The sequence below is a fragment of the Jatrophihabitans sp. genome, from assembly GCA_036389035.1.
GTDB lineage: Bacteria > Actinomycetota > Actinomycetes > Mycobacteriales > Jatrophihabitantaceae > Jatrophihabitans_A.
On the sequence record DASVQQ010000008.1, the window covers coordinates 146,585 to 168,460 of the forward strand.

At 71.5% G+C, this 21,876-nt stretch carries 17 protein-coding genes; 13 read left to right on the plus strand and 4 right to left on the minus strand.

All coding sequences use genetic code 11. The features are described 5' to 3' along the window. Positions 1 to 65: 65 nt before the first annotated feature. A complete protein-coding gene (locus tag VF557_05805) occupies positions 66 to 1,217 on the minus strand; it encodes a hypothetical protein (GenBank protein HEX8079704.1) in 1,152 nt (383 codons plus the stop codon). Between the two features lie 194 nt (positions 1,218 to 1,411). Here VF557_05805 and cobA point away from each other — a divergent pair, with 194 nt between their 5' ends. The 5 genes from cobA to VF557_05830 all read left to right on the plus strand — a co-directional run bounded on the left by cobA (position 1,412) and on the right by VF557_05830 (position 5,823). After that, on the plus strand, positions 1,412 to 2,605 hold the full coding sequence (gene cobA, locus VF557_05810; protein HEX8079705.1) for a uroporphyrinogen-III C-methyltransferase: 1,194 nt from the start codon (positions 1,412 to 1,414) through the stop codon (positions 2,603 to 2,605). 146 nt (positions 2,606 to 2,751) lie between these two features. Then, entirely contained in the window at positions 2,752 to 3,153 is a 402-nt protein-coding gene (locus tag VF557_05815) for an SAV_6107 family HEPN domain-containing protein (protein HEX8079706.1), read from the plus strand. A gap of 28 nt (positions 3,154 to 3,181) precedes the next feature. Next, positions 3,182 to 3,961 carry a methyltransferase domain-containing protein gene (locus tag VF557_05820; GenBank protein HEX8079707.1) on the plus strand — a complete coding sequence of 260 codons (780 nt, stop codon included), beginning with the start codon at positions 3,182 to 3,184 and terminating at the stop codon, positions 3,959 to 3,961. A gap of 17 nt (positions 3,962 to 3,978) precedes the next feature. Next, positions 3,979 to 5,280 carry a DNA polymerase IV gene (gene dinB, locus VF557_05825; protein ID HEX8079708.1) on the plus strand — a complete coding sequence of 434 codons (1,302 nt, stop codon included), beginning with the start codon at positions 3,979 to 3,981 and terminating at the stop codon, positions 5,278 to 5,280. Between the two features lie 159 nt (positions 5,281 to 5,439). Further along, positions 5,440 to 5,823: a DUF3040 domain-containing protein gene (locus VF557_05830; protein HEX8079709.1), complete on the plus strand. Its 384-nt coding sequence runs from the start codon at positions 5,440 to 5,442 to the stop codon at positions 5,821 to 5,823. 443 nt (positions 5,824 to 6,266) lie between these two features. Here VF557_05830 and VF557_05835 read toward each other — a convergent pair whose 3' ends face one another. From VF557_05835 to VF557_05845, 3 genes are read right to left on the minus strand one after another with little or no spacing between them, the layout of a single operon-like run. Beyond that, the gene (locus VF557_05835; GenBank protein HEX8079710.1) at positions 6,267 to 8,564 is read right to left on the minus strand and encodes a DUF3488 and transglutaminase-like domain-containing protein; all 2,298 of its coding nucleotides are present in this window, start codon (positions 8,562 to 8,564) and stop codon (positions 6,267 to 6,269) included. Next, the gene (locus VF557_05840) at positions 8,561 to 9,868 is read right to left on the minus strand and encodes a DUF58 domain-containing protein (GenBank protein ID HEX8079711.1); all 1,308 of its coding nucleotides are present in this window, start codon (positions 9,866 to 9,868) and stop codon (positions 8,561 to 8,563) included. The genes VF557_05835 and VF557_05840 overlap by 4 nt, the downstream gene beginning before the upstream one ends. Before the next feature lie 10 nt (positions 9,869 to 9,878). Further along, on the minus strand, positions 9,879 to 10,952 hold the full coding sequence (locus tag VF557_05845) for a MoxR family ATPase (GenBank protein HEX8079712.1): 1,074 nt from the start codon (positions 10,950 to 10,952) through the stop codon (positions 9,879 to 9,881). A 444-nt stretch (positions 10,953 to 11,396) separates the two neighbouring features. Here VF557_05845 and mraZ point away from each other — a divergent pair, with 444 nt between their 5' ends. The 8 genes from mraZ (at position 11,397) to ftsW (ending at position 21,875) form a co-directional block, all read left to right on the plus strand. Then, entirely contained in the window at positions 11,397 to 11,825 is a 429-nt protein-coding gene (gene mraZ / locus VF557_05850) for a division/cell wall cluster transcriptional repressor MraZ (GenBank protein ID HEX8079713.1), read from the plus strand. A 238-nt stretch (positions 11,826 to 12,063) separates the two neighbouring features. Next, complete coding sequence (gene rsmH / locus VF557_05855) at positions 12,064 to 13,035, plus strand: 16S rRNA (cytosine(1402)-N(4))-methyltransferase RsmH (GenBank protein HEX8079714.1); 972 nt, start codon at positions 12,064 to 12,066, stop codon at positions 13,033 to 13,035. Next, a complete protein-coding gene (locus tag VF557_05860; GenBank protein ID HEX8079715.1) occupies positions 13,032 to 13,670 on the plus strand; it encodes a hypothetical protein in 639 nt (212 codons plus the stop codon). Before rsmH ends, VF557_05860 begins: the two co-directional genes overlap by 4 nt. A gap of 362 nt (positions 13,671 to 14,032) precedes the next feature. Next, positions 14,033 to 15,937: a penicillin-binding protein 2 gene (locus tag VF557_05865; protein ID HEX8079716.1), complete on the plus strand. Its 1,905-nt coding sequence runs from the start codon at positions 14,033 to 14,035 to the stop codon at positions 15,935 to 15,937. A gap of 49 nt (positions 15,938 to 15,986) precedes the next feature. Further along, positions 15,987 to 17,609, plus strand: coding sequence for a UDP-N-acetylmuramoyl-L-alanyl-D-glutamate--2,6-diaminopimelate ligase (locus tag VF557_05870; protein ID HEX8079717.1), 1,623 nt, complete (start codon positions 15,987 to 15,989; stop codon positions 17,607 to 17,609). Positions 17,610 to 17,616: 7 nt separating this feature from the next. Beyond that, on the plus strand, positions 17,617 to 19,017 hold the full coding sequence (gene murF, locus VF557_05875; protein HEX8079718.1) for a UDP-N-acetylmuramoyl-tripeptide--D-alanyl-D-alanine ligase: 1,401 nt from the start codon (positions 17,617 to 17,619) through the stop codon (positions 19,015 to 19,017). After that, entirely contained in the window at positions 19,014 to 20,108 is a 1,095-nt protein-coding gene (gene mraY / locus VF557_05880; protein HEX8079719.1) for a phospho-N-acetylmuramoyl-pentapeptide-transferase, read from the plus strand. The genes murF and mraY overlap by 4 nt, the downstream gene beginning before the upstream one ends. A gap of 174 nt (positions 20,109 to 20,282) precedes the next feature. Next, positions 20,283 to 21,875, plus strand: coding sequence for a putative lipid II flippase FtsW (ftsW, locus tag VF557_05885; protein HEX8079720.1), 1,593 nt, complete (start codon positions 20,283 to 20,285; stop codon positions 21,873 to 21,875). Position 21,876 lies beyond the last annotated feature (1 nt).

A 21,876-nucleotide genomic window follows, 5' to 3' on the forward strand; every position in this document is an offset into this window, starting at 1 on the left:
CGCGTCGCTGCATCATGGCGGGCGCCGCGCTGGGCGAACTCGATCACGCGAGCCGCCCGGAGGTCCTAGCGTGGCGGATCCGGTGGTCCCCAACGCGGGCCGTCCGGAGGTCCGCGGTGCGGGTCGCTCGAAGATCCCCAGCGTGGGTCGTCCGGTTGCGGCTGGCCGGCGTCGGGCCCGTAGAAGGGGCCGAATCCGGGAAGCGGGTTGCTGGCGGACGTGTCGCCGGCGGGCTGGCCGTACTGAGCGGGCTGGCCGTACTGGGCGGGCTGCCCGTACTGGGCAGGCCCGGCGTGGCCGGCGGCCTCAGCCGGACGGCCGCGGCGCCACAGCAGCCAGCCGGCCAGGACCGCCACCGCCGCCAGCAGCGCCGTCAATCCGACCCAGCCAGCCGGGCCGATGTCTGCTTCAGCCCGCTCGGCTTCAGCGACGGTCTCGAAGTCGATCCGGCCACTGGCATCCGGGGTGAAGGTCACGGTATTGCCGCGTACCTGTCCCTTGCTGCTGAGAATCCGGCCCGGAAAGCTGAACTCGAAGGAGACCTTGGAGCTCTTCAGGATCGCGGACGGGTCCAGCTGAGGCAATCCGGACGGCAGCAGGCTGGCCAGGTCGGACGGCACCCCCGTCGGCAACAGGCTGGTCAGGTCGGACGGCACCCCGGTCGGCAGCAGGCTGGCCAGGTCAGAGGGCAGCAGGCTGGCCAGGTCGGTCGGCAGCAGGCTGGCCAGGTCGGTCGGCAACGCGCTGGGTGGCGCCGCGGTGCCGCTGGCCGAGCCGGAGGGCAGCCCGCCCTGCTGGCGCAAGGCCGCCGCCAGGTCGAAGTTGCCGGACAGCCGGAACCTCTCGCCGACATGCTCCAACCGCGGGCCCTGCATGCCGGCGTTGAAGTCCGCCAGGCTCAGCCGGTCGAAGCTGCATTCGATGCCCGTATGGGTGCCGTCGTCGAATTGCTTGGAGGCGAAGCTGCGGTTGCCGAACCGGCACGGCTCCCCGGCCCGGCCGAACAGCCCCGTCGAGGTTCCGCCGGCCAGCGCGGCCAGGCTCTTGCTCACTCCGAACCGGGCGGTGCCCGAGACGGTGTCATCGGCGTGGACCCGAGCCTTGACCCCGATGGCGAAGCAGCCCGACAGCAGCAGGACTGCCACCAGCGCTGCGCCGATCGCGCCGAGACGGGGCAGCGGGCGGTGCTGCGGGGCATACCGAGGCGTGTGGGGCATGCGGCGATAGTGCCCTGTGCGCGGCCAGATCGCAGCCAAGCGCGGTACGCCCGTCGATCCGGGGTACGCCCGTCGACCCGGCGTCGCGCGCTCGTGGGGGCCGGGTCGCCGCCGCCGGCACGTCCGCTGATCGGCAGCGCCTCCTGCCCTAACCGGATTTCGCGCCGGGTCGGCCGGCAGGGGAGACTGCTCCGGTGACCGGCCTGCCAATTCTCCTGGACCTGCTCGGACGCCGGGTGGTGATCGTCGGCGGCGGCACGGTGGCGGCCCGGCGGGCCAAGACCTTCACCGAGGCCGGCGCCGAGGTGCTGGTGATCGCCCCCACGGTGGCGCCCGAGCTGGCTGCTTCCGGAGTCCGGCTGCTGCGCCGGCGCTACCAGGCCGGTGACCTGTCCCAGGCCTGGCTGGCGGTGACGGCCACCGATGACCCGTCGATCAACACCGCGGTCGCCGAGGAGGCCGCCGCCAGCCGGATCTTCTGCGTCCGGGCCGACACCGCCGCAGCCGGCAGCGCCCGGGTGCCGGCCATCCTGCGCAGCGGTGAGCTGACGGTGTCGGTGAACGCCGGTGATGACCCGCGCCGGGCGGCAGAGCTGCGCAACCTGATCGCCGCGGCGCTGCAGACCGGCGAGCTGGCCAGCCGCCCGGTGCGCCCGGCCAGCGCCGGCAGCGTCGCCCTGGTCGGCGGCGGGCCAGGAGATCCCGAGCTGATCACCGTCCGCGGCCGGCGGCTGCTGCTGGAGGCCGACGTGGTGGTCACCGACCGGCTGGCGCCCCGGTCGCTGCTGGACACCCTCGACCCCGAGGTCGAGATCATCGACTGCGGCAAGTCCGCGCACCGGCACAACCTCACCCAGGACGAGATCAACGCGGTGATCGTCGACCGGGCCGGGCAGGGCAAGCGGGTGGTCCGGCTCAAGGGCGGGGACCCGTTCGTCTTCGGGCGCGGCGGCGAGGAGGTGGCGGCGTGCGTGGCCGCGGGGATCGCCGTTCAGGTCGTGCCGGGCATCACCTCGGCGATCGCCGCGCCGGCCGCGGCCGGCATACCGGTGACCCACCGCGGATTGGCCGCCGACTTCGCCGTGGTCTCGGGCCACCGCGACCCGGGCCGTGCCGAGGCGGGCTGGAACTGGCCGGAGCTTGCGGTCGGACCGGCGACGCTGGTGGTGCTGATGGGCATGGAGGGCCTGGGCGGCATCGCCGCCGAGCTGATCGAGCACGGCCGCCCGGCCGACACCCCGGCGGCCGCCATCCACCGGGCCACCCTGCCGGGCCAGCGGGTGGTGCGCTCGACGCTGGCGGGCCTGGCAGCCGAGGTGCAGCGGGCCGGGGTGGGTGCCCCGTCGGTGGTCGTGATCGGCGCGGTGGCGGCTCTCGGCGCTGACTGAGCGGGTGTTGTCAGAGGCTGCGTTTAGCCTCGCCCCATGCCCGCAGATCAGCATCCTCGCACCCCTCCGGCCTTGCTGGACAAGGCTTCGAATCGTGCTACTGTTCGAACATACTTTCGATTCAGTGCCTCGGCGAGGAGAAGCGCATGACGAGTCCGCTGCCGGCCAGTGTCGGGTCGTTGCTGTCCCAGGCCAAGACCACCTGGGCCGAAGCCGTCTTGGAGCCACGGGCCACCGAGAAGTACCGCTCTGCTCACGTCGCCGCCCTGCGCGCCGCCGCCACGGTCCTGGCGTTGCGTGCGCGACCGGTTGCCTCCAACCGTCGCCGGCCGACCAGCGCGTGGGTGCTGCTCGCGGCAGTGGCGCCCGAGCTGGCCGAGTGGACGGTCTACTTCGCTGACAGCGCGCGCCGCCGGGCAGCCATCGAGGCGGGCGTGATGACCGTGGTCTCCGAGCGAGACGCTGATGACCTGCTGCGGGCGGCCGGTGAGTTCATCGGGATCGTCGAGCGGATGGTCGGTGCGCCCGCGCTCGGGGTAGCCAGTTGACCATGCCACCGCGCTAGTGTCTGTTCTCGTGGCTAGTGACGCGCCAGGCCAGGCAGCCGCGGGCACCGACCTGTCCGGCTCCGCTGCCGTCGACCGGTCACCGCTAGGCCGCTCGCCGCTGCTGTGGGCCAGCCTTCGCCAGATCCTGCGGGACGGCCAGGGCTCCCACCCGGACGCGCCGCGAGTGCTCGACTGCGGTGGCGGCTCAGGCAGCCTGGCGGTGCCGTTGGCGGCCCACGGCGCGGTGGTCACCGTGGTCGACGTCAGCATCGACGCGCTGGCAACGCTGATGCGTCGAGCGGCCGAGGCCGGCGTGTCCGATCGGGTGACCGCGGTTCAGGGCGAGGCCGAGTCACTCGCCGAACTGGCCCCGGCCGACGCCTTCGATCTGGTTCTTGCCCATGACGTGCTCGAGGACGTGGGCAATCCCGTCCTGGTGCTGCGCCAGATCGCCGGGGTGCTGCGGCCCGGCGGCGTGCTGAGTGTGGTGGTGGCCAACCCGGTGGCAGGCGTGCTCGCCAGGGTGCTGGCCGGTGATCTGGCCGGGGCGCTGAGCGCCTACCACCGCCCGGCCCAGCATGCCCATGACGCCGAGTCGCTGGCCGCGCAGTGCCTGGCGGCCGGCCTGCGGGTCCGGTCCGTTGAGGGCCTGGATGTGTTCACCGACCTGGTGCCGGGCATCGAGCTCGACCGTCCGGGCGCGATCGCCGCGCTCTCGGAGCTCGAGTCGGCGGTGGCCGGCCAGTCGCCCTACCGCGACATCGCCTCCCGGCTGCACATTCAGGCACACCGCCCGGACGCCGGCTAGGACCGGGCGAGGGAGTCATGGGGCGAAGCGCGGACCTGCCCCGCTCATCCGGAGAGGTCGACGGCGACGACACCGGCTGCCACGTGCTGCATGTCGACATGGACGCCTTCTTTGTCAGCGTCGAGATCAGGACCCGGCCGGAGCTGCGCGACCTGCCGGTGGTGGTCGGTGGCACCGAAGGCCGCGGGGTGGTGATGGCCGCCTCCTACCCGGCCCGCGTCTTCGGGGTGCGCAGCGCGATGTCGATGGGGCAGGCGCTGCGGCTGTGCCCGCAACTGGTGGTGTTGACGCCCAACCGCTCGTCCTACACCGAGGCATCGAGCGCGATCATGCGGATCTTCGCCGACGTCACGCCGCTGGTCGAACCGCTGTCGCTGGACGAGGCGTTCCTTGATGTGTCCGGGGCGGTCGGGCTGTTCGGCAGGCCGGCCGACATCGCCCGCCTGATCCGGCGCCGGGTGTTCGCCGAGCATCAGCTGACCTGCTCGGTGGGGATCGCGCCGATCAAGTCGGTGGCAAAGCTCGCCTCGGGCAGCTGCAAGCCGGATGGCCTGCGGGTGGTCAGCAAGGACGGCGTGCTCGACTTCTTGCATCCGCTTCCGGTCAACGCGTTGTGGGGGGTGGGGCAGCGCACCGCCGAGGTGCTGCGCAGGCTGGGCATCCGCAGCGTTGGCGACCTGGCGGTGACCCCGCTGGACACCCTGCGTCGGGCGGTCGGGGCCGCCTCGGCCGATCACCTGCACGCGCTGGCGAACGGCCACGACGAGCGCGCCGTCAACCCGGCGCAGGTGGAGAAGTCGATCTCCACCGATCGGACGCTGGCTGCCGACCTGCTCACCGAGGCCGAGGTCTGCCGTGAATTGCTGCGGGGCTCGGGTGAGGTGGCTGAGCGGTTGCGCCAGGCCGGATGGGTCGCCCGCACCGTCGGAATCAAGATCCGGTTCGCCGACTTCACCACCGTCACCCGGGTGCACACCCTGGCCGAGCCGACCGACGCGGCTTCGGTGGTGTACTCCGAGACGGTGAAGCTGTACCGGTCGCTGAAACTGGACCGGCCGCGGATCAGGCTGGTCGGCGTCAAGGCCGAGAACCTGCGTCCGGCCGGTGAGGCCACCCAGCTCGCGCTGGATCTGTTCGGCGACGAGCCACCGGCCGGCGCGCCCACCGATCGGGTGATCGATGCGCTGGCCGCCCGGTTCGGCAAGCCCGTCGTGGGGCCGGCGTCACTGCTGGGCCGGTCCGAGCACGGGTCGGTGGGCGGCTTCAACCGTTCTATTGACCGATCCGGGCGGTTGGCGGCCCCTGGAGGTAACGAATGATCCCTGCCGGACCAGCAATCATCGCAGACAACTTTCGCACTCACATTTCGGCTCGTATGCTCGACGGTGTGTCCCTTCATCCGCCACAGAGCACTTATGGCGCTGATGGGCAAGCTCTGGTAATGGTTCACTACATAGCGACAGGGATTGGAGGGCATCATGCCGCTCTCCGAGCATGAGCAGAGACTGCTCGACGAAATCGAACAAGCCCTGTACGCGGAGGACCCGAAATTCGCGTCCTCTGTCAGGTCGGCCCGTCCTCGCAACCGCGCGCGAACGATGCTCGCGTTGTCTGTGGTCGGCGTCCTGCTCGGGCTTGCGGTGGTGTTGGTCGGTCTGACGGCCAACCTGATCTTGTTGGGCGTGCTCGGATTTGTATTGATAGTGGGATCGTGTGTGGCTGCCGCCAGTGCCCTGCGGGGTCCGCGGCAGAACGGGACGACATCATTGGCCGCTCAGGCCAGTCAGGCTCGCAACGCGAAGTCGAACACTCTGCGCACCAAGATGGAAGACCGGATGCGCAAGCGGTTCGACGAGAGCTGATAGATCCACTCAACGGCCCCGGTGCGCTGACTGCTTCGCCAGTCAGCGGACCGGGGCCGCTGACTGCGCCGGGAACGCCATAGCAGGGCGCCGGCCCGCCGGTACGGAGAATGCCGCTCGGCGGCAGACACACCGGCGACGCGTCCCGCTGATAAGACGCTTCCGCTGATAACCGTCTAGGCGGATCGGCCTAGACGGGCGGCCAGAGCGGGACGACCCAGGGCGAGTGTCAGCCCAGGCGGGGATGACTCAAGACGGGATGACTCAAGACCGGACGACCCAAGGCGGGGGTGGCTCAAGACGACGACTCAAGACGGGGATGACTAAGGCGGGGACGGCCGAAGTCGAGACTGACCGCCCGCTCAGCGCCGCCAGCCCCGGCTCAGCGCCGCCAGCCCCGGCTCAGCGCCGCCAAGGCCGCGGCTCGGCGCCGCCAGCCCGGCTCAGCGCCGCCAGCGCGGCTGCCCCATCAGCGACCGCGGTATCCAGCGATGCATCAGGCTCAACCGCCGGTCGGTCCGCCTGGCCCACCGGGTCAGCGCCTGGTCAAGGGCGGCGATGGACTCCGGAGGCATCTCATCGACCAGCTGCGCGCTGAACCGGTCCCGCTCGACCCGGTCGGCCACCGCGGTGACCGCGGCCCGGCCGCGCTCGTCGACGCCGTGGCGTGACAACCAGCCGGCGACCTGGCCCACCGTGATGGTGCTGGGCCACAGCGCGTCCCGGTCGGTGGCCGTAGCTGCCAGCTCCAACCAGAGCGGTTCAGGGTTGCCCGTGGTCCTGGCCCGGTCCAGCCGTCGCCGGCGTTGCCGCTGCCGCAACCACTGCGGCCCGAAGATCACCGCGACGATCATCAGCAGTACCAGCAACACCAGCAGCACGATCCCCACCACAGCGGCGGACGGACCGAAGCGGCCATCGGACCCGGCGGCCTGATTGGCCTCTGCGCTCACCGAGGCGCGCGAGGCGGACAGCCCACGGTTGGCGGTCTCGGCGACGCTCGGCTCGACACCTTCCTCGGGATGCGGCGCCCAGACCAGGGAAACCGCCCGACCGGCGTCCGGACCGGTCAGCGGCGTCGGGTCGAAGGGGATCCAACCGATCGACTTGAAGTACACCTCTACCCAGGCGTGCGCGTCATTGGTGGTGACGGTGAAGAAGCCGTTGGAGTCCGGCGTGCGGTGGGTGTAGCCGATCACCACCCGGCTGGGCAGCCCGGCCTCGCGCATCAGCACCGCGGCAGCCGCGGCGTACTGCTGGCAGAAGCCTTCCTTGTTCTCCAGGAAGGACTCCAGGTTGCTGAGACCGTCCTTGGCCTCGGTGGTGAGCGAGTATTTGAAGCCGTTGCCCTCGTTGGTGAAGTACTCCGAGATCGCCTTCGCCTTGGCGTAAGGGGAGGTCAGGCCGGCGACGAGCGTTGCCGCCCGCTCCTTGACCGACGCGGGCAGCTCCGGCTTCTGAAGCAACCGCTGGCTCTGGAGGTCGCCCTCGTCGGGAACCCACGGCTGCGCGTTCTGCAGTTGGGGCACCGTCGGTTTCGGCTGGATGAACTGCTGGCTGTAGGTCATGCCCCGCTTCAGCCTGGTGTTCACCACGGTGGCGGTGGCGCTGTTCCAATCGCCGCCGCTGGAAGTCCGCACGGACAGCGGGTTCGACAGGATCGGCAGCGTGTTGCCGCCGAGCGCCAGGATGGTGAACTCGGCGCTGAGGACGGTCTGCGTCGATCGGGTGGCGCGCTCCTGCTCGATGCGGTCGGGGTCGTAGGGGCTGATCGAGAAATCTTCGCCCAACCTCTCCACGCTGGTCGTGAAGCCGGAGGGCCGCCAGCCGTCATCGGAGTACTGGTCCAGGACCTCCTGGCGGACGTAGAACGGCTGGCCATCGGCCTTCACCCGGAACAGCGGCACCTGCTTGGGCCGCTGCAGAGAACCCTGCAGGGAAGCAAGGTTGTTCAACACGACCTGGCCGTTGCCGGAACCGGTGCCGTTGCCGTCCTGCTGGGTGGCCCGGGCCAGCACGTTGACCGACACCGACGGCAGCAGCAGCGGAACCAGCAGGGCAGCCACCACGCCGGTCACGGCCATTCGCCGGGCGCCGCCGAGCCGGCCCGCCGAACCGTCCACCGACGGCCCCCAGGCCCGGTCCTGCAACCGGGTGCCCGACAGCAGGATCAGCAGGAAACCGCCGGCGGCAGCGGCGAACCAGACCGGGTGAGCGGCGTCCGACGAGGTCGCCGAGGCGATTGCCAGCACTTCCAGCAGCGGCGCCGCGGCCAGCAGCGGGCGGCGCAGCACCACCGCGAGGACGTCGGTCAGCGCCACCAGCCCCACCAGCGCCGAGGCGACCAGCAGCCGTAGCGCGGCGGTGGAGGCCAGCGGCGCGTTCTCCTGCTGGATCGAGGTGCTCGCCGCCGTGACCAGGTCACCGATGTCTGTCAGCGACGAGGGCGTGGGCAGCACGCCCATCCACAGGTGCTGGGGGACGAAGACCCACAGCACCATCAGCACCGATGCCAGCAGGCCCACCAGGCTGTGCCACCAGCGTGGCGTCGAGCGCATCCGGAACAGCGCGACGACGGCCAGGTAGGGCAGCACGCAGCCCACGCTCACCATCAACCAGGCCCAGTCGGTGAAGACCGAGCGCAGCGGCAGGGTGGTCAGCAGCACGCCGGCGGCGACGGTGCCGGTGGCGGCCGCGACTACCGGGTCCGGCCCGGCGGTGTACTTGGCAGGTGCGGTCATCGGGCACTCCCAACGCGTGCGGAGAGAAGGCTGGGCCAGAGATCGCCGACTTCGTCGCCGGCTTCGGCCGACACCACCCGCCAGCCGGCGGCGCGCAAGGCGTCGGCGGTGGACTGCCAGGCGGCCTCGGCCAGCAGGTCACGGGTGTCGCTGTTCCAGGTCCAGGGCCGTAGCAGCAGGGCCACCGCCGAGCCGGGGGACTGGGGCCGGCTCAGCAGCCCGCTGATCGAGCTCTTGGGGGAGGCCGCCAGCACCGCGAACACGGCGGCGTCGCGGCCCAGCCCGGTCAGCGCGGCCGCCAGCGGCTCGAGGTCGGCGCGCAGGGCGGGCTTGACGTCGGCGAGCATGTCCAGGATCGCCGCGGGGGTGTCGTGCGCGACCTGACCCTCACCGGTCACCACCGCTACCCGCCGGCCCTGCTCGGCCAGGTGGCAGCCGATGCTGGCAGCGGCCGAGATGGCCCATTCCAGGGCCGCCGAGTCCGGCTGGGCCGGTGTCGTGGGGTAGACCATCGCCCGGTGGTCCAGCAGCACCAGGGACTCACCGTGCCAGGGCCGTTCCTCCTGCCGGACCATGAAGGCGCCGGAGCGGGCGGTGCTGCGCCAGTGGATCTTGCGCAGGTCATCGCCGTGGCGGTACTCGCGCACCGAGGCGTCATCCGAACCGCCGACACCGACCGAGTGGCTGAGGGTGGCGGCGCCGTCGCGCCAGGCGACCGGCAGCGCCAGGCGCGCCAGCTGGGTGGTCGCCGGCCGGACGATCAGCTCTCCCACGTCGGTGGATCGGGTGTCGGCGGTGACCAGGCCGAACGGGTCACTGGCCATCACGGTGGTGGGCCCGACCGTGTACCGGCCGCGGCGCAGCGCGGGCAGCGGGTAGGCAACCGTGCGGCGCTGCCGGCCGCGAACCCCGGCCACGCTGAATCGCAGCGGACGCCCGCCCGGGACCGTCTCGGTGACCCGCAACGGCCCGGTGCCGAAGCTGTGCGGGTTGCCCAGCACCAGCCGGACCTGGGCCTGCTCGCCGACCGTGATACGCGACGGGGTCACCGCGTGGCCGATCCGCAGGCCGGAGCGGGCTTGCCGGACGGCCAGCCAGGCCGGCACCGGCAGCACCAGCAGCAGCACGCCCAGGCGCTGCAGGTCCAGCACGCCCAGCATCAGCCCGGTGGCCAGCGAGATCAGTCCCACTGTGATGAAGGTGCGGCCGCGGCTGGACAACGCCACCCGCTGGCTTCCGATCGAGGTGGTATCGATCAGCGGAGGCGCTGCCGAAGAACCGCCACCGGTTCGAATCGTCGCCACGACACCTGCCCTATCCGCGTGGGCTGGCTACCGGAATCGGGACCTTCGTCACGATCTCTGCCAGCAGGTCTTCAGGTGAGCGACCGGCCACGGTGGCGGTGGCCGCCGGGATCAACCGGTGGGCCAGCACCGGCACGGCCAGTTTCTGCACGTCATCGGGCAGCACGTAGTCCCGACCGGCCAGCGCCGCCGCGGCCTTGGCGGTGCGCAGCAGGTGCAGCGAGGCGCGCGGTGAGGCGCCGAGCCGGATCTCGGGATGGTTGCGGCTGGCCTCGGCCAGCGAGACGACGTAGTCCTTCACCGACTCCACCACGTGCACGGTCCGGACGGTCTCGATCAGGGCGCGGATGTGGGCGGCGTCGGAGACCGGCTGCAGCATCGACAGCGGGTCCACGGTGGTCTGGTCGCTGAGCATGGCGATCTCGGCGCTGCGGTCGGGGTAGCCGAGTGAGATCTTGCCGGTGAAACGGTCGCGCTGGGCTTCGGGCAGGGCGTAGGTGCCCTCCATCTCCACCGGGTTCTGGGTGGCCAGCACCAGGAACGGCGACTGCAGCGCGTAGCGCACGCCGTCGACGGTCACCTGCCGCTCGGCCATGCACTCCAGCAGCGCCGCCTGGGTCTTGGGGGAGGCGCGGTTGATCTCGTCGCCGAGCAGGATGTTGGCGAAGACCGGGCCGGGCTTGAACTCGAAATCGCTGGACTCGGCGTTGTAGATGGAAACGCCGGTGACGTCGCTGGGCAGCAGGTCCGGGGTGAACTGGATCCGCCGCACCGAGCAGTCGATGGATCGGGCCAGCGCCTTGGCGAAGGTGGTCTTGCCGACGCCGGGCACGTCCTCGATCAGCAGGTGGCCCTCGGCCAGCAGCACGGTGACGCCGAGCCGGATCACCTCGTGCTTGCCGGCGATCACCTTCTCGATGTTGGCGATGATGCGCTCAGCGGCCGGGCCGACGTCGGCGACCGAGAGCGCGGATCCCGCCGTCGAGGGACTTGCCAGGCCATTGGCGCTCGGTGGCGAGCCGTGACCGTTCTGCTGCGCGGAACCGGCCGCCGACTGAGCGGCCTGAGCTGCTGCATGTGTCACTACGGAATCCGTCCTGTTGCTCCGAGGGCCGCCGACAGGTCGAACTGCCTGGCACACCCTCAGGGTTGTCGAGAAGCGGGCGTAAGTCGAGGGCCCACGTCAGACGTCGACCCGTTTGGGGTCCAGGGTAGTTGCTCAAGCGGCCCGGGGTGAGCCTCTCGGGGCATCCAACTGGCTCCTCACCTGTGAGCCAGATAGGAGTCTGCGCACCGCGGGTGCACGCCGCCGCGTGTCGCCGGCTCAGAGGTGCGTGCCGAGCAGATCGCCGGTGGGGAATCCCCACCACGACTTGGCGACCTTTTGTCCGGGTTAGCGGATCTTTAATGGCTCGCAGTCACCATTTTGCTCGACATTTCCGCGAAACAGTGGTGAACAGTGGGGTATGGTGGGCCGTAGTGGGGATAGTGTTAAGTCCTCGTCTAGTCAGTGTCAGGGAGGTGGGCCATGTTTCTCGGTACCCACACCCCTCGGCTGGACGACAAGGGCCGCCTGGCGCTGCCCGCGAAGTTCCGTACCGAGCTGGAAGGGGGGCTGGTGATCACCAAAGGCCAGGAACGCTGCCTCTTCGTGTTCCCGATGGCTGAGTTCAGCCGGATCACCGAACTGCTCCGCTCGGCTCCGGTCACCCAGCGCAGCGTCCGGGACTACAGCCGGGTGTTCTTCGCCAGCGCCTCGCACGAGGTGCCGGACGGTCAGGGCCGGATCACCGTGCCCAGCCAGTTGCGCGAGTACGCCGGGCTGTCCAAGGACTGCGTCGTGATCGGCGCCAACAGCCGGGTCGAGGTCTGGGACTCCGGGGCGTGGCAGAGCTACCTCGAGAGCACCGAGCAGTCCTTCGCCGACGCCGAGGAGGTGCTGCCCGGCCTGCTCTAGGCACCCGTCCAGGGCTCAGGCACTCCAGCACTCGCCACGTCACGGCGCGCCGTCCGGCACCTGCGGACCGGCCTCCTCCCGCCACCTCTCGTTCCACCTGACGCACTTCCCCGGCGCCAGGCGGAACGGACATCCGGCAGGCGGGCGGGGACCAGTCGGCATGAGGCGGACGCCACCGCGACAGACCGCCGGCTCGATCAGCAACAGCGCACCACCCGAGATGTTCAGGAGTCACCGCATGGGCGAACCGGAGCCGCCGGCCCCGGCTGGGCACGTCCCGGTGCTGCTGGACCGGGTCCTGGAACTGCTTGCCCCCGCAGTGGACCGACCCGGCGCGGTGCTCGTCGATGCCACCCTCGGCCTCGGCGGCCACAGCGCCGCGCTGCTGCGGGCGCATCCCGGCCTCACCCTGGTGGGCCTGGACCGCGACCGGCACGCGCTGCGTCTGGCTGCCCAGCGGCTGGCCGAGTATGCCGGGCGCACCCATCTGGTGCACGCCGTCTATGACCAGCTTCCCCAGGTGCTCGACGAGCTCGAACTCACCGGGATCGACGGCGCGCTCTTCGACCTCGGGGTCTCCTCCATGCAACTCGACCTGGTCGAGCGCGGCTTCTCCTACGCCCACGACGCGCCGCTGGACATGCGGATGGACGATGAGGACCTGCTGACCGCCGAGGAGGTCGTGAACAGCTATCCGGTGCCGCGACTGGCCCGGGTGCTGCGCGACTACGGCGAGGAGCGGTTCGCTCTGCGGATCGCCCAGGCGATCGGACGCCGCCGCGCCGAGCACCGGCTGACCTCCACCGCCGAGCTGGCCGAGCTGGTGCGCCAGGCGATCCCGGCGGCGACCCGCCGGACCGGAGGCCATCCCGCCAAGCGCACCTTCCAGGCCCTGCGGATCGAGGTCAACTCAGAACTGGCCGCGGTCCAGGCGGCGATTCCCGCCGCGTTGCAAGCGCTGAGCGTCGGGGGACGCATCGTGGTGCTGGCCTACCACTCGCTGGAGGATCGGATCGTCAAGCGGAGCTTCGCCGAACTGGCCCTGGACCGGACACCGCCGGACCTTCCGGTGGCGATCGCGGCCGCCGGCCCGCAGATCAGGCTGTTGAGCCGGGGATCCGAGCCCGCCACCGAGGCCGAGGTCGCGGCCAATCCGCGGGCCGCCTCGGTGCGGCTGCGAGCCGCCGAACGAATCCGGGAGGCGGCATGACCGCGCGTCCGCCGATCGTCCGGCTCAGCAACCGGCTGAGCAGTCTGCCGCTGCCGGTGCTGCTGGGGCTCATGCTGGTCGCGGGGCTGTGCGCGCTGCTGGCGTTGAACACCGCCTCGGCCGCCCAGGAGCTCAAGCAGCGCTCGCTGAACGACAGCAACGCCGCGCTGTCTGACCTGGAGCAGCAACTGATGCGTGACCTGGCGGCCAAGCAGGCGCCGGCCTCGCTGGCCGCGGCCGCCGCCGCGCAGGGCCTGGTGCCCAACCCGAACCCGGCCTTTCTCCGGCTCAACGCCGACGGCTCGGTCACGGTGCTGGGCTCACCGGCAGCAGCCAGTGTCGCCGCGCCTCCGGCCGCTGCGCCCCGGCCGTCCGCGACTGCCACTGCTCGTGCGACTGCGACTGCTGGCGCGACGCCGACGAAGCCAGCGCCCAGTTCGTCCGCCCCAGCAGGGCAGGCGGCCAGCTCGACGGCCCGGCCCGCCCCGACGTCCAGCAGGTCCGCCAGCCGGCCGGCCGCCAGCAGCACTCGACCGGCCCCGGTGGTGACCGTGACGGTGACCCGGCCCGCCGCGCCCCCGAAGCCCTCGAGCGCTGCCAGCACGACGACCCCCACCTCGCCCGGAGGGCAGTGATGACCCGACCACCCCGGCAACCGCCGGTCACACCGCCCCGGCCGGGGGCACAGCGGCCCGGCCGGCAGCCGGTTCAGCCGGCGCCCGATCGGCCCCGAACCCCGGCAGGGCAACCTGCCGGCCCGCGCGAGCCGCACCGGGCCGGCGCGAGCGCGGCGCCTCGCCAGGCTCCCGGGTCGCGCCAGGCTCCCGGGTCGCGCCAGGCTGAAGGACCACGCCAGGCTGAAGGACCGCGGCAAGCACCAGGACGGCAGGCTCCGGCGCAGCGGCAGGCTGCGAACGCACGGCCGGCTTCGGCGCAGCGGCCGGCACCGGCACGGCCCGCCCCGGCCGCTCAGCGCGATCCGGGCCGCCGGCCGCCGGTGACCCAGCACGACCGGGCCCCTCAGCACGACCGGGCCCCTCAGCACGACCGGGCTCCGCAGCGCGACCCGGGCAGCCGGCCGCCGGTCCAGCGGCAGCGCCCGGCCGTGCCGCGGCGGCCGGCCGCCCCCCGCCCTCGTCCGGCCCGGCGGCCCGTCGGCATCCGCCTGGGCAGGTCGAGGCGGCGGCTCTGGGCAGGCGTGGCGGCGGTCAGCCTGCTGCTGTCGGTGGTGTTCGTCCGGCTGGTGTGGCTGCAGGGCATGGACTCCGCCGGTTACGCGCTGGCGGCCTCTGACGAGAAGCGCGAGTTCGTGACCCTGCACGCGGCCCGGGGGTCGATCGTGGACCGCAACGGCGTGCCGCTGGCCTACACCGCCGACGCCAAGGACATCGTCGCCGATCCGACGATGGTGGACCCGGGCAACCGGTTGGACTACGCCACGATGCTCTCGCCGCTGATCGGCAAGTCGGTGGTCGCGATCGCCGACCAGCTCAGCCTGAACTCGCGCTACGCGCTGCTGGCCACCGCGCTCTCACCGGCGGCCGCCAACCAGATCGAGGCCCTGCGGCTGGACGGCAAGCCACTGCCGGGCATCTTCGCCCAGGCCACCTCGCAGCGGCTCTATCCCGGCAAGACCACCGGCGCGAACGTGATCGGCCTGGTCCTGTCCGACGGCCTCGGGGCCGAAGGCATCGAGCACAGCTACGACTCGCTGCTCAAGGGCGCGGACGGCTCGGTCAGCTACCAGAAGGACTCGGTCGGCAACGTCAATCCGGCCGGCCCGATCAAGCGCAAGGCGGCGATCGACGGCGGCACGGTGCGGCTCACGATCGACCAGGACCTGCAGTTCATGACCCAGAAGTACCTCGAGGACACGGTCAAGCGAACCAGGGCCAAGGGGGGTCAGGTGACCGTCCTGGACGCCCGGACCGGTCAGGTCCTGGCGCTGGCCGCCAGCAGCTCCTTCAACCCGCAGGACCCGGCCAGCATCAAGACCGGCCAGTCACTCAACCCCAACGTCCAGCAGGTCTTCGAACCGGGCTCGGTGAACAAGATCGTCGCCATCTCCGCCGCGCTGGAGAAGGGCCTGATCACCCCGCGCACGGTGCTCACCGTCCCGCAGACCGTCCATACCGGGGGGATCACCGTGCGCGACGCCTGGTGGCACCCGGAGCAGAAGTTCACCGCCACCGGCGTGCTTGCCCAGTCCTCGAACGTCGGCACCCTGGCGATCGCCGACATGGTCGGCAAGCAGAGCTTCAACGAGTACCTGCAACGGTTCGGCGTGGGGCAGAAGACCGGCGTGGAACTGCCCGGTGAGAGCGCCGGGCTGCTGCCTGCCATCGGCAGCTGGTCCGATTCCAGCTTCGCCAACCTGCCGATCGGGCAGGGGGTGGCGATGACGTCGCTGCAGCTGGCGTCGATGTACCAGACGGTGGCCAACGACGGGGTCCGGGTCCCGCCGCGGATCGTCGGCTCGGTGACCAACCCCGACGGCTCGGTGACTCCGACCGCGCAACCGGCCGGCGTCCGGGTGCTGTCCACCCCGACCGCCCGGACGCTGCGCACGATGCTGGAGTCGGTGACCCTCAAGGGCGGCACCGGCGTGAAGGCAGCCATCCCGGGCTACCGGGTGGCGGGCAAGACCGGCACGGCCCAGCAGCCCGATCCGGCCACCGGCAGGTACTCCGACTCGAGCTACTGGCTCACCTTCGCCGGGGTGGCGCCGGCGGACAACCCCCGGTTCACGATCGCCATCATGATCGACAAACCGGCCGGCGGCATGCACGGCGGTGACGTGGCGGCCCCGCTGTTCCGCCAGATCGCCTCCTATGAGCTGTCCGCCGCCAAGATCGCGCCCAGCGGATCGCAGTCCGTGCTCGTTCCCTTGACCCTCGACTAGCCCCAGCCAGCCGTGCCGACAAGGTGAAGGTGAGCGCCGGAGTGAGCCCATGAGCCCATCGGTAACGTGGTCCAGCGTGGCGCCACCGCAACAAGGTCAGCCGGACGGGGCCGCCCCCCGTCCGAGCCAGGTCGCGCCCCGACGACTCGGTGAGCTGGCGGAGCTGGTGGGCGCCACGATGGCCGGCCGGGGCGGGCCGGATCCGGAACCGGTGGTCTCCGGGGTGAGCGTCAGCTCGGCGCAGGTGCGCCCGGGTGACCTGTTCGCGGCGCTGCCCGGCGCGAGCCGGCACGGGGTGGCCTTTCTCGACCAGGCGCTGGCGGCCGGCGCGGTGGCGGTGCTCACCGACCCGGCCGGCGCGGCCGAGCTGGCCGGGCTGGACAGCGCGCCGCCGGTGCTGGTGACCCCTGACCCCCGGGCCGCGGTGGGCCCGTTGTCGGCCGAGGTGTACGGCCAACCGTCGCGCACCCTGCCGGTCTTCGGCGTGACCGGCACCAGCGGCAAGACCACCACCACCTTTCTGGTGCGGGCCGGCCTGGCCGCGGCCGGACGCCGGTCCGGGCTGATCGGAACCGTCGGGGTGTTCCTCGGCGAGGAGACCGTCAAGACGCCCTTCACCACCCCCGAGGCGCCGCAGTTGCAGGCATTGCTGGCGGTGATGCGCGAGCGCGGCCTGGACAGCGTGTCGATGGAGGTGTCCTCGCACGCGCTGCGGCTGGGCCGGGTGGACGGCATCGAGTTCGCGCTCGCCGCCTTCACCAACCTCTCCCAGGACCACCTCGACTTTCACGCCGACATGAAGGACTACTTCGCCGCCAAGTCGCTGCTGTTCGACGGCCGGGCCCGGCGCGAGATCGTGGTGGTCGATGACGAGTGGGGACGGCAGCTGGTGAGGCCGGCCACGGTCACGGTCAGCGCCGAGCACTCGGCCGCGGACTGGCATGCCGCCGACGTGCGGGTGCTGGCAGATGGCAGCACCCGGTTCACGGCGCACGGGCCGGGGTGGGAGTTCGCGACCGGTTGCCGGATTCCGGGCGGGTACAACATCGCCAATGCCTTGCTGGCCTTCGCGATCCTCGCCGAGGCCGGTGTCGAGGTGGCCGAGGTGGCGCCGGCGGTGGCCGCCGCGCAGGTGCGCGGTCGGATGGAGCGGGTGGACGGGGACCAGCCGTTCCTGGTGGTGGTGGACTACAGCCACAAGCCGGCCGGGGTGGCCGGGGCGTTGCGGGCGCTGCGGCCGCTGACCGCCGGCCGGTTGATCATCGTGCTGGGCTGCGGCGGTGACCGGGACCGCGGCAAGCGCGCGGTGATGGGCGAGGTCGCCGCCACCGAGGCCGACGTGCTGATCGTGACCGATGACAACCCCCGCTCCGAGCCGCCGGCCCAGATCCGGGCCGCGATGATCGCCGGCGCGAGCGCGGTGCCGGCCGGGCAGCGGGCCCGGGTGATCGAGGAAGGTGACCGGCGTGCCGCCATCGAGCAGGCCATCGCGCTGGCCGGGGCCGGTGACACCGTCCTGATCGCGGGCAAGGGCCACGAGACCGGGCAGGAGGTCGACGGCGTCCTGCTCGCCTTCGACGACGTCCCGGTGGCCCGGCAGGCCCTTGCGAAGCAGGGCTATCGGGACGGCGAGCCCGGTCCTGCGGTGGCCGACAGGCGGAATACGGCGTGAGCCGGCTGTGATCAAGCTGAGTCTGGCCGAGATCGCCGAGATCGTCGGCGGCCGGCTGATGGCCGCTGACCCTGAGCGGACGGTGTCGGGCAAGGTCGAGTTCGACAGCCGGAAGGTGGTGGCCGGCGACCTGTTCCTGGCGATCGCCGGCGATCGGGTGGACGGCCACGACTACGCCGAGGCGGCGGTCCGGGCCGGGGCGGTGGCGGTGCTGGCCAGCCGCCCGGTGGCCGCTCCGGCGATCCAGGTGAGCGACCCGATCCAGGCGATCACCGCGTTGGCCCGCGCGGTGGCGCCCCGGTTGAACGCGAGCATCATCGGCATCACCGGGTCCTCGGGCAAGACCTCGACGAAGGACCTGCTGGCCCAGGTGCTGGCCGTCGCCGGGACGACCGTGGCGACGCCGGCGTCGTTCAACAACGAACTGGGCTACCCCTACACCGTGCTGCTGGCGGATGAGGACACCCGGTACCTGGTGCTCGAGACGTCCTCGCGCGGGCTGGGCCACATCCGGCACCTGACCGGCATCGCCGCGCCCCGGGTGGCCGCGGTGCTCAACGTCGGCAGCGCCCACTTGTCCGAGTTCGGCAGCGTCCAGGTGATCGCAGAGGCCAAGGGCGAGCTGGTCGAGGCGCTGCCCAGCGCCGCCGACGGCGGGGTCGCGGTGCTCAACGCCGACGATCGGCTGGTCGCCGCGATGGCCGCGCGCACCAGCGCCCGGATCGTGACCGCCGGTGAGCATCCGGACGCCGAGGTGCGCGCCGTTGGGGTGCGGGTGGACTCCTCCGGCCGGGCCGCTTTCGAACTGGTCGCCGCGGCCGGGCGCGCCCCGGTCCGATTGCAGGTGCGTGGCGAGCACCAGGTCTCCAACGCGGTGATCGCGGCGGCGGTCGCGCTGGCCTGCGGGCTGGAGCTGCCGGTGGTGGCGCGGGCGCTGTCGCAGGCGACGGCGCAGTCGGCCTGGCGGATGCAGGTGACCGAGACCGCCGCCGGCATAACGGTGATCAACGACGCCTACAACGCCAACCCGGAGTCGATGCGGGCCGCGCTGAAGGCGCTGGCGATCATGTCCGAAGGCCGCCGGTCGGTCGCGGTGCTCGGCCACATGGCCGAACTCGGCCCGGACGCGATCGCCCAGCACGACGCCCTCGGCCGGCACGTGGTCCGCCTGGACATCGCGGCGCTGATCGCGGTGGGTGAGCAGGCGCGTGCCATCGCCACCGGCGCGGCGCTCGAAGGCTCCTACGACGGTGAGTCACAGTGGGTGCCGGACGCGACGGCGGCTGTCGCCAAGCTCGGTGAGGAGTTGCGGCCAGGTGACGTGGTGCTGGTGAAGGGATCGCGCTCGGCGGCCATGGAGGTTGTGGCGCAGGCGCTCATCGAGCGGTTCGGCAGCGTCCCCGCATGAAGACCATCCTGATCGCAGCGCTGTTCGGGCTGATGACCTCGATCCTGTTCACCCCGCTGGTGGTGAAGTACTTCCGCCTGAAGGGATTCGGGCAGGAGATCCGCGACGACGGACCCAAGAGCCACCTGGTCAAGCGGGGCACTCCCACCATGGGCGGCGTGGCCATCATGGTCTCGACCATCGTCGGGTACGCGATGGCGCACCTGATCGGGTCGTTCCGTCACGATTCCGGCCCGACCGCCTCGGGCATGCTGCTGCTGTTCCTGATGCTGGGCTCGGGCGCGGTCGGTTTCATCGACGACTTCATCAAGCTACGGCACCGGCGCAGTTTGGGCTTGCGCGCCCGGGCCAAATTCGCCGGTCAGCTACTGGTCGCGCTGCTGTTCGGCATCGGGGCGATGATGTTCAAGAACGGCCAGGGGCTGACCCCGGCGTCCAAGCGCATCTCTTACGTGCGCGACATCGGCGCCCTCTCGATCGGGCTGGTGGGCTTTCTGCTGCTGGCCTACCTGATCATCACCGCCACCACCAACGCGGTGAACCTGACCGACGGCCTGGACGGCCTGGTGGCCGGCAGCGCGGCCATGGTGATGGGGGCCTACACGCTGATGACCTTCATCCAGTTCCGCAGCAGCTGCTACCCGCCGCCGGCGCTGGAGGGCTGCTACTCGGTCCGGGACCCGCACGACCTGGCGCTGATCGCCGCCGCGGCGATGGGCGCTTGCTTCGGTTTTCTCTGGTGGAACGCCAAACCGGCGCAGATCTTCATGGGCGACACCGGCTCGATGGCGCTCGGCGGGTTGATGGCCGGACTGGCGATCCTGTCGCGCACCGAGCTGCTGCTGGTGGTGCTGGGCGGCCTGTTCGCGGTGGTGACGCTGTCCAGCGTCATCCAGGGCGGCTGGTTCAAGTACACCCGGCTCAGGACCGGCACCGGTAAACGGGTCTTCCGGATGGCGCCGTTCCATCATCATTTCGAGCTCGGGGGCTGGGAGGAGACCACCACCATCGTCCGGTTCTGGATCGTCAGCGGTCTGGCGGTCGCCTTCGGAATGGGCCTGTTCTATGCAGAGTTCATCTCGCACGGGTAGCCCGGTGGCACGACACGCGACACGCCTCCCGAAGATCGCCCCGCCCAGGACCGACGATAGGACCATGCACGAGGTCGTGGCTGACGCGACGTCACTGGCCGGTGCCGGTGCCGTGGCACTGCCCGCACCCTCGAGCTACCCGACGCTCGCCGTTCAGGCCTATCCGCGAACAGGATGCGTGATCGACCGCACCGCGCCCGGCAGCGCGCGGGTGGGGTCGTGATCAGCCGGCTGCGCGCCCGGGTCAACGGAATCCGGATGGTCCGCGCCTCGGGTCGCTACCTGGAAAGCCCGTACGCCTCGACCCAACTGATGCTGGCCGCCGGTGGCGGGCTGCTGTTCTTCGGCCTGCTGATGTCGGCCTCGACCACCCTGTCGGCCTCGGTGCACACCACCGGGGACGCGCCGTGGGCGCAGTTGATCCGCGAGGTGCAGTTCATCCTGCTGAGCGTGCCGGTGTTCTGGTTGGCGGTCCGGATGTCACCCGCCGCCTATCGCAGGGTGGCCTACCCCGCGCTGGGGTTGGCCCTGATCACCCTGGTCGGCGTCCTGCTGCCCGGCATCGGCGTCACCGTCAACGGGGCGAAACGCTGGCTCCAGCTGGGCCCGGTGGTCGTGCAGCCCTCGGAGTTCGCCAAGTTCGCGATCTTGTTGTGGGGAGCCGATCTGCTTGCCCGCAAGGAGTCTTTGAAGACGCTGACCACGGCCAGGCATGTGTTGATCCCGCTGCTGCCCGGCTTCGTGCTGGTGATCGGCCTGGTGATGCTGGAGCCGGATCTGGGCACCTCGTTGTGTTTCATGCTGCTGTTGCTGGGTTTGCTCTGGATGGTGGGCCTGCCCTACCGCTACTTCGCCGCGCTGCTGGTGCTGGTGGCCGGCTCGGTGACGGCCCTGGCGGTCACCGAGGCCTACCGCATGCAGCGGCTGACCACCTTCATGAACCCCGACCTCGATCCCGGCGGCGCCGGCTATCACACCATCCAGGGGCTGTACGCGCTGTCCAGCGGCGGCATCTTCGGGGTCGGCCTCGGCCAGGGAACCTCCAAGTACGGCTGGGTGCCCAACGCCAACACCGATTACATCTTCGCCATCGTCGGTGAGGAGCTCGGCCTGCTGGGCTGCGTCGTGGTGCTCAGCCTGTTCGCGCTGTTCTGCTACGCCGCGATGCGGATCGCGCACCGCAGCCAGGACCCGTTCGTCCGGCTGGCCGGCAGTGCCGCCGCGATCTGGATCGCCGGCCAGGCGCTGATCAACATCGGTTACGTGACCGCGCTGCTGCCGGTCACCGGCATCCCGCTGCCCTTCATCTCCAACGGCGGCACCTCGCTGGTGCTGACCTGTGGGGTGCTGGGCATGCTGGTGTCCTTCGCCCGGCACGAGCCGGCCGCCGCCCGGGCCGCTCAGCGGGCGGCTGAGAGCGGCAGCACCGCCCGCTGGGTTCGCGCGCTGCGGCTGCCGCCGCCGGCCACGCCTTCGAACCCCCGGCTTCCCTCGGTCTCACGGGAGCCCTCGACCTCGGGCACGTCCGGGGCTGCGGGCAAGTCCGCGGCGGGCAAGTCCACGGCGGGCAAGTCCACGGCGGGCAAGTCCACGGCTGCGGGCAAGTCCACGGCGGGCAAGTCCGCGACCGCACCGGCGGCCACGGCCCCGCGCAAGCCCGCGGGCGCCCGGGCGGCTGCTGGAAAGCGGCCGGCCCCGGCGAGCCGGCAGCAGCCCGGCCCGCACCGGCCGGCCGGTCAGCCGATGACCCGCCGCAAGGGCGCCTGAG